This is a genomic window from Paraclostridium dentum, from assembly GCF_048568265.1.
GTDB classification, from domain to species: Bacteria; Bacillota; Clostridia; order Peptostreptococcales; family Peptostreptococcaceae; genus Paraclostridium; species Paraclostridium dentum.
The window spans coordinates 455458-470021 of record NZ_CP183813.1 but is presented as its reverse complement, the minus strand read 5'-3'; the positions used below and the strand labels follow the sequence as shown (position 1 = coordinate 470021).

General features: G+C 26.6%; 7 protein-coding genes. 1 reads left to right on the top strand and 6 read right to left on the bottom strand.

All coding sequences use genetic code 11. From position 1 onward, the window contains the following. Window positions 1–5: 5 nt before the first annotated feature. Window positions 6–1223: an HlyC/CorC family transporter gene (locus tag ACN6I1_RS02005; protein WP_195417396.1), complete on the bottom strand. Its 1218-nt coding sequence runs from the start codon at window positions 1221–1223 to the stop codon at window positions 6–8. A gap of 273 nt (window positions 1224–1496) precedes the next feature. Between ACN6I1_RS02005 and ACN6I1_RS02000 the strand changes: the two genes are divergently transcribed. Beyond that, window positions 1497–2171 carry an NAD(P)/FAD-dependent oxidoreductase gene (locus ACN6I1_RS02000; protein WP_021428652.1) on the top strand — a complete coding sequence of 225 codons (675 nt, stop codon included), beginning with the start codon at window positions 1497–1499 and terminating at the stop codon, window positions 2169–2171. Window positions 2172–2515: 344 nt separating this feature from the next. Here the strand turns inward: ACN6I1_RS02000 and addA are convergent, their stop codons facing one another. The 5 genes from addA to ACN6I1_RS01975 are packed head-to-tail and all read right to left on the bottom strand — an operon-like array spanning window position 2516 to window position 14559. Then, complete coding sequence (addA, locus tag ACN6I1_RS01995) at window positions 2516–6271, bottom strand: helicase-exonuclease AddAB subunit AddA (protein ID WP_419742555.1); 3756 nt, start codon at window positions 6269–6271, stop codon at window positions 2516–2518. Then, window positions 6271–9717 carry a helicase-exonuclease AddAB subunit AddB gene (addB, locus tag ACN6I1_RS01990; RefSeq protein WP_419742554.1) on the bottom strand — a complete coding sequence of 1149 codons (3447 nt, stop codon included), beginning with the start codon at window positions 9715–9717 and terminating at the stop codon, window positions 6271–6273. Before addB ends, addA begins: the two co-directional genes overlap by 1 nt. Continuing rightward, complete coding sequence (locus ACN6I1_RS01985) at window positions 9707–10468, bottom strand: PD-(D/E)XK nuclease family protein (protein WP_419742553.1); 762 nt, start codon at window positions 10466–10468, stop codon at window positions 9707–9709. The genes addB and ACN6I1_RS01985 overlap by 11 nt, the downstream gene beginning before the upstream one ends. Next, on the bottom strand, window positions 10461–12671 hold the full coding sequence (locus tag ACN6I1_RS01980) for an ATP-dependent helicase (protein WP_419742552.1): 2211 nt from the start codon (window positions 12669–12671) through the stop codon (window positions 10461–10463). Before ACN6I1_RS01980 ends, ACN6I1_RS01985 begins: the two co-directional genes overlap by 8 nt. Next, window positions 12655–14559 carry a hypothetical protein gene (locus ACN6I1_RS01975; protein WP_419742551.1) on the bottom strand — a complete coding sequence of 635 codons (1905 nt, stop codon included), beginning with the start codon at window positions 14557–14559 and terminating at the stop codon, window positions 12655–12657. Before ACN6I1_RS01975 ends, ACN6I1_RS01980 begins: the two co-directional genes overlap by 17 nt. Window positions 14560–14564 lie beyond the last annotated feature (5 nt).

Below are 14564 nucleotides of genomic sequence, written 5' to 3'. Positions count from 1 at the left end.
ACACCTTATGTAAACACTCTTATTTTCTTTATTCTATTTTTATCTAGACTCTCTATACAAAGTTTAACACCATCGACTTCGATAACTTCATGTTCCTCTGGAAGTCTTTTTAAATGACCAATTATAAATCCACCAATAGAGTCAAATTCTTCCGATTCTAAATTTGTTCCTATAAGTTCATTTACCTCTGATATTTTTTTACCACCATCTATTATATATTCATCTTCTTTTATCACTTCAATATCCGATTCATCTTCGTCGTATTCATCTTCTATTTCACCAACAATTTCTTCGACTAAGTCTTCTATTGTTATAAGTCCTGCAGTCCCACCATACTCATCTACAACTATGGCCATTTGACTCTTATCTTTTTTCATTTCTTCAAGTAACTCTGTTATCTTTTTAAACTCGTAAGTAAAAAATGCCTCTCTGACATAATTTCTTATATCAAAATTAGCTATTTCATCTTCCTCTAAAAATATAATATCTTTTATATTAACTATTCCAATTATATCGTCTGCTGACTCTTCATATACAGGCATTCTACTAAATTGTTCTTCTTTAAATAAGCTTATTATCTCTTTATATCCATCGTCTGCATCTATACATACCATGTCAAGTCTTTGAACCATAGCTTCCTTAGCCTGCATATCTCCAAATTGAAATACATTATTTATTATTTGTCTCTCTTCTATTTCTAAAACGCCTTCTTCTTGACTCACATTAACCATAGTTCTTAATTCTTCTTCTGTTATGTATGGTTGCCCTGATTTAGACTTAATTCCAAATAATTTAAATATAATATTTGTAATTATGTTAAATACCCATACTACTGGCGTTAAAATTAATATGATTACCTTTATAGGTTTTGAAACTAATATAGCTATTTTTTCTGAGTTATTAGCTGCTATTGTCTTTGGTGTTATTTCTCCAAAAATTAAAACTAATATAGTCATTAAAGCAGTTGCTACTGCAACACCTTGTGTCCCCAGTATACTTATAAATAATGATGTTGATATAGATGTTGCCGCTATATTAACAACATTGTTCCCTACTAATATTGAGCTTAAAAGTTTACCTGAATCTTCAGTTAATTTTCCAACTAATTTAGCTCCCTTTACTCCTTCTTCTTGCATATGTCTAACTCTAATTCTACTAAGGGACATCAAAGCTGTCTCTGATGCTGAGAAGAAACCTGATCCTATTAGTAAAATTACTAGCATCACTATTTGAATAATAGTATTACCACCGGTCGAATCCAATCTTTACCACACTCCTAAATTTATACTTTTTATTTATTACAATAATTATATCATAGTATTTTAAAATTTGGAAATTTCACCTGGAAAAACTTGCATAAAGGATAAGCTTATTTATTAATATAAATAATAACCTTCACTTATATATATTGTTCATTAAATTAAAAAATATCATATATCTTATATTTTTTTTATATATCCATATAATATTTCTAAATACATATTTAGGAGGTAATTATGAAAGATTTATTAGATAAAGGTGCAGTCCTTCAAAGAGATAAAAAAACTTATGCAATTGCTCCTCATGTTCCTGCTGGTTTGATAACTTCTGACCAACTTAGAAAGCTTGCCGATGTTGCCGATAAGTATAATGCTAAAGCTATAAAAATAACAGCTGCTCAACGTATAGCACTAGTTGGACTTGAAGAGAATGACATTGATTCTGCATGGCAAGATCTAGGCATGAAGCCTGGAGCTGCTATAGGCTTATGTGTACGAAGTATTAAAACATGTCCTGGAACATCTTTTTGTAAAAGAGGTTTTAAAGACTCAGTAAGTATAGGTCTAAAATTAGATGATAGATATCATGGAATGAATTTACCAAACAAGTTAAAAATAGGTGTGAGTGGATGTCCTAATAGTTGTGCCGACAATCATACTAGAGATATTGGATTAATGGGTACTCCAAAAGGCTGGACTGTTTTCGTAGGTGGCAAAGGTGGTACAATTCCTAGACTAGGAGATAGACTTGTCATGGGTATACCTGATGAAAAAGTTTTAGATTTAGTAGATGATATAGTTAACTTGTATTCAGACAATGCAAATAACAAAGAACGTTTAGGAGCATATATAGATAGAGTTGGATTTGAAGAATTTGCTGCAAACTTTGATTTAGCTAAATATAAAAACTAAATAATAAGAAATTTATTAATTTATGTTGAAAATAGTAACAAATATTCTTTTTATGAATATATTAAAATTAAGAAAGGAAGTTAATAGCCTTTCTTAATAAAAAAAAACTTAATAACTATGAATAATAATCAAATGGTTGTTAATAATTAAAATATGATCGGAAAATAAATAATTTTTATCCCCCCATTATCACCTATACCCCCCTTGTATAGGTGATTTTTTTATTTTTTTCTGTATATAAATCTTAAATTTGTAAATAATTATAGTATACGAAAAATATAATTTTATATCTCTCCCCTAATAAAAAGGTGCGATGGTTTTATAAAACCATCGCACCTTTTTTATTAATCAAACTTATATAAAACTTCTTCCTCAGTTCCAAATAAGTATATATATGCCTCTTTAACTTTCTTACCTGTTAATGTACTCAACGCCCTACTGTATATTTCAAGCTGTTTAGTATATTTTTCTGTAATATTATCTTTATTTTCTTCATTTACAAAGTCAGTTTTATAATCTACTATAACAAGTTCATCATTTTCTTCAAAGTAAGCATCTATTATCCCTCTTACCATAAGTTTATCTTCATTTTCTATAATTTCTACTCTATCATCATTTTTGAATATATCACTCATGTTTATTTGTAAATAGAAAGCTTGTTCTCTTTTTAAGTAATAAGAATTCAACATTCTCTTTCCTAAATTAGATTTAAAAAACTTTAATACTTTATATGGGTTTATAGTATCTGCCTGAGTTTGTGTTAATACTTTCTTTTTTACAGCTATATTAATTTCTTCATTAATTTCATTTAAATTGCTTACTTTAGTTAAATCAACAATCTGCATGAATAAATGCATTATAGTACCTTTTTGAGCTCCAGTTAATTTGTTTTTACTTACATCTTCTTGTATAAATAATGGAGTTTTTATTTCAGTTTGCTTTTCAATTAATTCTTGAGCACTATAATCAATCTCTTCTTTATTTTCTAATCGTTTTATTTCAGTAACAGATATAGTTCCTGCTCTATTAACAGATTCCATGAATGGATATTTATAATCTAGCTTATATTTAATATCTTCATAGAATTCACTTTCATTTTCGCTCATATCTAAATTAGATAAAATTGTATCTATGCTTTCCTCTTCATCATTAGAAGTCTTTTCTATTAATATATCCGATCTTTCCCATATTCTAGTTTCCCAATTTGATTCATGATTATTTAAGTAATTAGCGTCTAATTCAATTATGCTGCGTAGTTTATCTAAATCTTTATGCTTTATAACTGCAGGCATTATCCAATCTAAAAAGTTCTTTCCTTTTAAAATTTGATATTCTGAAACAGGTCCCTCATTATCTAGATCTTCAGACCATTTTTTTATGCTGCTCTCTATATCTCTTACCGAACCTGTTATGATTAGCTTCTCTTTAGGTCGTGTAAATGCAACATATAAAACTCTCATTTCTTCTGATAAGTTTTCCATATTTATAGTTGTTTTTAATGCTTCTTTCGCTATACTAGGATATGATATTCTTCTCTCATAATCTACTAGCTGAGGCCCAAACCCTAACCTATGGTGATATAGAATGTCTTTTCTAAAATCTTGAGTATTGAAATTTTTACCCATTCCTGCACATATAACTATAGGAAACTCTAGCCCTTTACTTTTATGTATACTCATGATTCTTACTACATTTGCATTTTCTCCTAATGTTTTAGCACTTCCCATATCAGAGTTCGATCTCTTTAATTTCTTTACAAAGTTTATAAAATTGAAAATCCCTTTAAAGCTTGTTGATTCAAATTGCTTAGCTCTTTCAAATAATACCTTTAAATTAGCTTGTCTTTGTGTTCCTGCTGGTAGTGCTCCTACATATGCATAATAACCAGTTTCTATGTATATGTACCATAAAAATTCATCGGTACTCATATAAAGTGATTTATTTTTAAAATTATCTAATCTATCTAAGAAATATTTTATTTTTTCACCTAAATCTCCATCTTTACTGCCTGCTATTTGTAAAGCTTCATAAAAACTTTTCTGTCTATCTTCTATTCTTATATCAATTAACTCTTCTGGTGTAAACCCAAACATAGGTGACTTCAATACTGCAATTAAAGGAATATCTTGCATTGGATTATCAATTATTTGAAGTAATGCTAGTATTGTTTTTATCTCTATAGTATCAAAATATCCAATACCTGTATCTGCATATGTAGGTATATCCATATTCATTAGCTCTTCAACAAATACAGGTGCCCAACTAGATGTTGCTCTCAATAGTATTACTATATCTTTAAATTCTACATTTCTATATCCATCAATTTTTTTATCATAAACTTTGGTTACCTTAGCATCTTCATTAGGTTTCATTAAGTTTTTGATTATATTTCCTAACATTCTAGCTTCTAATTGTATGTTATCTATTTCTTCTTGTTCTTCCTCTTTCTCCTCAGATTCATCTGATTCATTTTTAGCTTTAATATTTTTTTGTATTAAATGTATTTGGGCAGGTCCTCCTACTAACACATTTTCTTCTTCACACTCTTTAAAGCTTGCGCCTAAATTTAATCTTTCTTTTTCGCTATATTCGATTTCCCCTATATTTTTACTCATTATATTTTCAAAGATATAGTTCGCACAATCTACAACTTCTTTCCTACTTCTAAAGTTCTTATATAGCATTATCTTTCTATTTTTAGTACCTTCTTCTGTATCGTAAGTTGCATATTTTTCTAAAAATATTTCTGGTTTTGCTTGTCTAAATCTGTATATACTTTGTTTTACATCTCCAACCATAAATCTATTTGGATTTTCAATACTAGCGATAGTACTTAATAAAACTTCTTGAACCAAGTTACTATCTTGATATTCATCTATAAATATCTCCGAGAATTTTTCTACATATATCTTAGCTACATCTGATGGTATTATATTTCCATCTTCATCTTCATCTGTTAATATAGCTAATGCAAAATGCTCTATATCATTAAAATCTATAATTCCTTTTTCTCTTTTCTTTTCTTGATACTTTTCTTCAAACGCTATTATAAGGTTTGAAATAGAAGTTACAACTGGATATAAATACTTTATTTCATGACAAATCTGTTCATTACTTTTATAAAAAGTTGATCCTATTATACTCTCTAATGATTTTTTATTTTTATCTCTTATAGATTTAGCATTTTCTCTTGCTTTTTTTATGTAGTCAGGGGTATCTTTTCCTAATCTTTTAACTCCTTTTGCGAAGTTTTCAAATTGCATATTGCTCATAAAGTAATATGTCTTATCCCAGCCTTCATTACAAGCACTTAATATATTTAATATTTGAGAATACTCTATATTTAATTTTTCCTTATAAGTTTCTAATTCGTCAATTCCATCTACGTATTCAATCGCACTTTTCATACTAGATGCTATTCCATCTATCTCTATTTTTACATTACTTAATATTGATTCTGACCATATTGAATTTGAAAAATCAAAATCATCATTTATATTAAATAATTCAGCTGAATCTTCTAACCATTTTTTAGGGTATGGTGATGCCATTGAGAAGTTATATATAGATAATATTATATCTTGTAAATCTTTATCTCCTCTTTTTTCTGCATAGCTTTCCACTAAATTTAAAAATCCCTTATCTCTTGATTCATAGTATTGTTCAAAAATTTCTTCTATACATTCTTGCTTTAAAAGAGAACATTCTGTTTGATCTCCTATTCTAAAGTTAGGATCTATATTTATTTTATGAAAATTTGATTTTATTACATCTAAACAGAATGAATGTATAGTTGTAATGCTTGCTCTATTTAATAAAACTAATTGATTTTGTAAATGGCTATTTTCAGGGTTTTTATCTAATGCCTTAGCTATGGCATCTCCTATACGCTCTCTCATTTCTGAAGCAGCTGCATTTGTAAATGTAACTACTAATAATTTATCTATATCTACTGGCTTTTTAGTATCTGTTATTATCTGTATAATACGTTCAACTAGTACTGCTGTTTTACCTGAACCTGCAGCCGCCGCTACTAAAAGATTACAATTTCTACTATCTATTACAGCTTGTTGTTCGTCTGTCCACTTAGGAGAACTCATTATTCAACCTCTCCTCTCATTTTATTAATTATTTCATCTTGGCTTTTTTTGTTTATAATTCTATAACTATTGTCTTTAAATGTACTATCAAATAAACATATAGTTGCAAAACTACAAAAATCACAAGATGTTGATTCTTTAGTCTTATATGGAGCTATTCCAATATGTCCTTCAAGCATATTTTTACTTAACTCTTTAATTGTATGTTTTACATATTTTCTAAGTATTGAAAACTCTTCTTCATTTACACCTGATGTGTTTTTTGAAATAGTTCCATCTTTGTTTATAGAAGCTGGTATAACTAATGATGTTGCTTTTTCTCCTTCAGGTAATGTATTGTCCATCTTTCTAATTATATTGCTATCCTTTAATACAAGACCTTTCATTTTAAGCTTCTTCAGTATTTCTTCTCTTATACTATCATCTTCTTTATCTTCATTAGATTTAATAATAGGATCATCTATTTTAAAATAAAGTATAGCAGCAGGATTTATATCTCCATCATTATATTTAGCACTTTCTAATATTGCATCTAGATAAACTAATAACTGTAGCTGTAATCCATGATATACATCCGTAAGACTCATATCTTTATTCCCAGATTTGTAATCTACAATTCTTATATATTTTTCTTGCCCATCTTCAAACATATCTACTCTATCTATTTGCCCTATTAAGTTTATCTCTTCTCCATTTTCTAAAACAATTTTAATAGGTGGGTATTTACCCTTTCCTCCAAACTCTACTTCATAGTCTGCAGGATCAAATGATCCTTTTTTAATTTGATTACTTATAATAGATATAGCTGAAACAAGCATATTTCTTAATCTATATGCCAAGTACTTATATCTTGCTGAACTTTGTAATATATATCCAGGTATCTTAGCTATTAAATCATCCACTATTATAGTTACTTTTTCTACTATATATTCATCTGTTATCTCTCTCCAGTCTAAATTATCGTTAGATAACTGTTTTGAAAACTTATCTAATATATTGTGGACAAATGTTCCAAAATCAGGAGGAGTAAATTCAAATTCTTTTCTTTCTTTTGCTTTTAGCCCATATTGTATAAAATAAGCAAATGGACATTGAGCATATTTTTCTAGCCTAGAAACACTGAATATTTTATTGTCATATAATGCTCTTATTTTTTCACTTTCTATCTGCTTAACTTGATTGGTATAATTTAAACCTTCTATTATATTTTTTGCTCTAATGTAATAGTCATCATTTTGTATGAAGTATTTATATGCATCTAGCCACACAGAATCTATATATTTTTCTTCTTCAAATTCTTTTATAGCTTTTATAAGTTCATTAAATACAGGTGCTTTAGTAGTTATATTTTCTACTATTTCTTCACTTGAACAATATTTTACATCGCTTAAATAGCTTGCATTTTTTATATTCGGAAATATCTTTTTAATTCTAGACACGATTATCGATGGTCTTAATGTTTTTCCTTCATGATCAGCAATTGGGTATGTAACTGTTAATGAACATTTAGTTGATGTTAAAGCTCTATAAACTAAAAATTGTTCTTCAAATGTTTTAGTTTTACTGTCAATATCAACTTCTACTCCATTATCCCCTAAATTTTTTCTATCACTGTCATTTAATATTCCATCATCTTTTGATATTAGTGGGAAAATTCCATCTGTAGTTCCCATTAAATATAAATGCTTTGTATTTGGGTTTTTCATTCTGTCTACACTACTTACTAAAACCTGATCTAAACTTGGGGGTACTGTTGCTAATTCATACTCATCAAAACCAATACTTATTACTTTTATGAATTTATCTAAGTTTATCGTATCCTCTCCCATAATCTCTACTATTTGGTCTAGTATATCAACAACAATCTCCCAAACCTGAGCATACTGATTAGCTAAATCTATTTCATTATTTTCTTTAAATTTATCAATCATTATTTGTATGGTATTAGGTATATTTATATCTAATAAAAATTCATATATATATTTGCATATATCTTTTGCTTTATTTTTTCCTTTTAGTTTTTCTTGTAATTTAATTATAGGTTTTATTATTAAATCTTTAATCTCGTTAACTCTATTTATTATATCTATTTCATAGTCATTCTCGTCTTCATTTAATTTATGATATACTCTATAATTCCACTTTTCTTCAAACCATCTTTTACCTTTTATTCCATTTGCTAAAACATAATTTTCTATTAAACTAATATCTTCTATACTTATTCCTAAAAGACCACTTTTTAAATATCTAAACATAGTTTCATAGTTATATCTCCGATTTTGCATTTCTAATGCTGCTATTATCAAAACTATAATAGGATTACTTTTAGCTTCTTTTTTACTATCTATAAAATTAGGTATTTCATATTCATTAAATATAGATTGAACTAAAAAATCATATCTATTTAAATCTCTAGTTACTACCGTTATATCTCTATATCTTGCTTTTTTATCTCTAACTAAAAATACTATTTCTTTAGCTATTTGCTCTACTTCTGAGTATAAGTTACTAAACTCTTTTATAGCTATACTTTCTGTTTCCTCTTCATATATTTTATAAGGATATGAATAGTAATTCCTTTCAAGATGTTCTAATTCTTTGTTTCCTTCAAATCTTTTTATTTTGCTTGCATTTAAACTTATTTCAGGCTTAATTCTAACTCCTGATTCTAAGCATAATTTTTTTAATTTCTCTTCTGTAAATTTAGTACGAGAAAAAACATCTGTCTTATTATAAGTCTTAACTAAGTTGTTATCTAATGTCAAAGTTACATTTACTTCTGCGGCTTTATGTAGCAAACTCTTTATTACTGTATATTGATTTGGGGTAAAACCTGTAAATTCATCAATGTAAATTATTGCATTGTCAAAGTAATTACAACTTTCTATCTTATCCGCTAACGATGCTAATAAATCTTGTGAATCTATATAATTTTCATGTAGTATGTTTTCATAATTAGCATATATCTTACTTATATCCTGAAGTTTTAGTTTAAGTGTTTCACTTTGTACTTCTCCAGCTATATTTTCTAAAGATTCATGAGAAATACTATATTGCTTAAGCTCTGATATCATATCAGCTATTGTACCTATAAATCCAGGTTGAGATGCTGCCTTTGAAAATATTTCAAGGTCTTCACTAACCCCTTCTAACGCTTTATAAATCATCATAGATCTACCACTAGCATTTATATTTATATCTGTTAATCCTCCAACCTGAGAAAATACTATGTTACTTAATGTTTTAAAACTAAGTACTCTAGCTCTAAGATATGGATCTTTTTTTAAATAATTACTTAGTCTTTTTTCACTTTCAAATGTATATTGTTCTGGAACTAGCAGTATTATAGGGGATATTCCATCATCAAGAACTTGCTTAGAAATTTCTTCTAAACAATATGTTGTTTTCCCACTCCCGCCTCTTCCAAATATAAATCTAAGGCTCATATATTTCTTCCTCCAATGTGCTATAGTTTACAGCTTCATTATTGCATAATTTATTAAACTCACAAAACTTGCAATGTTTAATATTTTTTATATTTTTTTCTTCATCGTAATTTGTATTTAATATATTTCCTATATAGTTTTCTAATTGTTTTTTATTTATGTTATGTTTTTCATTACTATATGTAATTGTTATAGGCTCATTATAATACTCTGGCTGATAATAACTTAATTTTATATTTTCATAATCTATATCTAAATTATGTATTTTACCAATAGTTTCACTTGCTAAAAATAAATAAACTAAGGTTTGAACTCTATTTTCTACATCTTTATATTCTATCTTTCTATTTTCTGTTTTCCAATCCCAGATACTTATACTATCCTTATCTACTACAACTAAATCAAATTTAGCCTGTATTTTAAAATTATTCAAACTATATCTAACCTCATACTCTGGAAGATATAGCTTATCATCTTTTATAGGTATTAATCTTTTAATTTTTTCTAACCATATATTGAATTCTTCATTATTTAAAAATTCTATTCCAGTTGGTATATTACTAAAATACCTCTCACATATTAAATGGAAATCTGAACCTAATTTAAGATTTTCATAGTAATCTCTGCTTCCTTCATCATCTTGTTTCCAATTTAATTTATCTATATATTTAAATTTGAATTTTAATGGGCAACTTCTATAAGTATTTATAGAGTTTTGACTAAACAAGAAGTTCTCTAATTTTTTATTCAACAATATCACCTCTCTTAACTTTTATAAATCTACCTAAGCTATTAAAATAAAAAGATGGTTTTTGTTGTTGCTTTTTATTTGTTGTATTATCTTTATAACTATGTCCTGATAGCATCAACATTTCTTTTGCCCTTGTTATCCCCACATATAATAATCTTATTTTTTCATTTATTATATCTATTTTATGCTTGTACATAAAATCCTTAGGGGCATCACCAGTTACTATTGACTCAACCTCAGATTTTGCTATAGCTACTGGATTTTTATATTTATCTTTTAAATACCATAATTCTCCCTGGAATTTTTGTTTTATATCTGCTGGAAATTTAAATTCTGTTAAATCAAGTAAAAATACAACATCCCATTCCATACCCTTTGACTTATGGTATGTACAAACAGTAATTCCTCCTGGCTTAGGTTCATATCCATTTATTTCATATATTATTTCGCTTATGTAATTAAACACTCTATTTCTATCATCTAAAAGTATTTTTGATATATCGTATAAGCTTGTATTTGGATTATCAAGTATTAGGTATCTAACGTAAAATGCTATATACTCTACCATAGCCTTTTCTTCATCTGATATTTCTATATTTTCACCAATTATCAGTATTAGTTCATCTACCTTTATAGATTCATATTCTATTATATTTTTTAAAGATTCTATCCCTTCTCTAAATGTTAAATATATTTCATCTCTATTATCTATAACAATGTCTTCTATAACTGTTTCTGTGTCATATATTATATCTTCACTTTCATATTTTTTTAATTTACATAAAAATTCATCTTTACCTATTTTATTATCAGAGTTTATATACACTTTTTCTAAAACATTAATTAATTTTTCTGTACTATCACACTGAGATAAAAAATCAATTATATAACCTATGTTATTTATTATCTTCCTTTTATGTGATGAGTTGGGTCCTAGTTCATCAAATTCTAAATTATGAGCTTCCAAAACTTGAGCTACTTCCCTTACTTGATTATTGAAGGGAACTAATATACCTATACTTTTATCTGGCGTATTAGCTTTTATATATTCTACAAACTTTACAGTTTGTACTATTTCTTTTTCCCATGTTTCATACCATTTTGCATTCAGTAAATATTTATCGGGTTTAGGATTTTCTTTATATCCCCTTCCATCTGGTACTGTTTTTATTTCCATATCTTCTAAGGCACTTTTACACTCTTCTAAATAAAATTCTTTTGTAATTAATTTTACTAGTCTATTTGATAATTCAATAATATCTTTAGAGCTTCTGTTAGACATATCCATTTTATAACAACTATCTGCTTCTTCCATAAACTGTTTAAAAAACATTGGATCCGATGATGAGAATGTTCCATTTATACTTTGATTTACATCTCCAACACGAACTAAATTATTATTATCTTCGGATAATAATTTTATTATTTTTCCTTGAAGTTCATTGGAATCTTGACACTCATCTTCAAATATATATGAATATCGCTTTTGAAATTTAATTTTTAAATCTTCATCACTACTGAGTGCTTTGTATGCTAATATCAAAATATCATCATAATCTAACAGTCCATTGTTTTTTAACTTTCTTTCATAGTCTTTATATATAGGTAAAATACATTTCAATATTCCTTTATGTCCATTTAAAATTATATTTTCTAGTTTTTCTGGTGAAATATCCTTGTATTTCAACTCACTTATAGCGTTTACAACTAAATCAAAAAACCCTTGGTTCCAAGACTCTAAGCATCTATTTCTCCATTCTTCATCTCTTTGTTCTTTAACAAAAAAATTAAAAGCTTTTTCTCCTCCGTTATTTTTAAAGTTATTTATACTCTCATTTAATATAATACTTTTCTTTAAGTCATCAACTATGCTAAATTCATCACTTAACATTACAATCTCGGGCTTTTCTTTTATTATTTTTACTGCCAAACTATGAATAGTCATTACTTCATATGAATTTTTATCATCTATATCCTTTTCATCTAATAATTTTGCTATTCTACCTTTAAAATTATTAACTGCACTATTCATATAAGTAAGTATTAGTATTTTCCCTGGTCTATGCTTACCTTGACTTATTAGTTTTGCAACTAAATTTGTAACTATAAAAGTTTTTCCAGCTCCTGGTACTGCTGGTACCGCCATAGTTCCACCTTCATAATTTATTATAGGCGTTTGATCTTCTCTATAATTTATTTTCATTAAAATCACCTTTATCTATTAACTTTAAAATCAATCCATACAAACTTCCTTCTTGTATGTACCCATTTACTGTATATTCACTTTTATATGCATATACTTTTCCAGTATTTAAAAGAAGATTATATATTGTATTTTTTAAATAATATTCTTTATAAAATTCTTCAACATCTTCAGTATATATATTTCCTTCAATAAAAGATTTTTTTAAAACATGTACATTACTTATTTCTTTTTCAGATTTCATACTCCACATATTGCTGCCTATATCCAACCAAATTTGTATATCACTTTTCATATTATGGGATATGTAAGTATATGGAGTAGTCAATACAACTAAGTCTTCATCTTTAAAATCTTCTAATTCTAGTAAAGTATAATAATCTTTTATGCTTGATTTTAGTGCTTCTATAAATATTTTTTCCTTTGACTTATTATTATTTATTCCTAATAAAGCTATATTCTCTGTAAAATTTTCACTTTCTTGAATTATCTTTTTGCAAATCTTCACATTTTCTTTTCCTTTTGGAAGTTCTAATAATTTATCAATATAAAACTTAATTAAAAACTCATATATATTTACATCATCTAACTTCTTACTTGTTATGTAATTTACTATTTCATTATATTTATCAGGCTCTAATTTTTTACTTAATATTTTTTTAGCTCTAATTTTATTCGTATTTAATAAAAGGCTTATAAAGCTAATATAATCTTCACTATTTAAAAGTTCTTCACATTCATAAAATATACATGAAGCTACCATTAGTGCATGTGAATAAGGATAATCAATTATTCTTTTATCTTGTTTTGTGCTATAAAATCCTATGTTATTTTTTAATAATGTATTTTTTATTTCATACTCTGTAATAGTATTGCTTATGGGTGAAATAATAGCTATATCTTTTGCTCTATACCCCTTGTTAATTAATTCTACAATTTTATTGCTGGCCTCAATTAACATCTGACTATATAGTTGCATGTTTTGATTTAATTCAATGTCTTTATTTAATTTAAATAGTTCATTTATTATTACTTCACTTGTTTCACTATTTTTAATAAATTTACATTTATTAAATAATTTGTCTTTTATATATTTCATATCTACATTATTAAATGCAGCATAGTCTTTCGTCTGATTTATATACATGTATGACTCTTTTACACTATCTAACAATATATCTATAAAATCAACTTCACTTACCGTACAATTTTCCAAACTGTCTACTATTAAATAATTCACTCTTCTTCTCAAGTTATTTACATATTCCTCATCCTTTAATAAAAATTCATTATACAAATAAATTGCTATAGAATTATCCATAGTTGAGTTTTTTAATAATAAATCTAGGTACTCATTTATTATCTCTTGCATTTGACTGTATGAAAATCTATCAATCTTACTTTGGTTATATTTAGAGTAATAAATTCTATTACCTATACCATTTAAATCTATTAAACTTTGACATCCCTTATTTATATTAAAGCTAATACTACTTGCAATATTTCTGTTAGATGCCGTTATATCATTAAAAAAGCCCTCTACAGTCCTTTTTTCTTTAACTATTTTATTTAAAATATAATCACTCAAGCTACTATTTATAATAGATGGTTTTACTTTATGATTGATTATATTATTATATTTTTGCTGTATAATTGGCCAAAACTTCACTACTTCTTTTATTACAAATGAGTTGTATGTTGAAATATTTATTTCTTCACTTATATTTAAGTTTATTAACTTATTATATTTAAATTTAATTTTATTGTTTGGTACTAATAATAAAATATTATTTGTTTTATATGACTCTTTATTTACAAACTCTATATATTTGTCCTTAATATCATTAATTTTTCTATCATTTAAAATATCATTTACTATAATATTCATAAAAT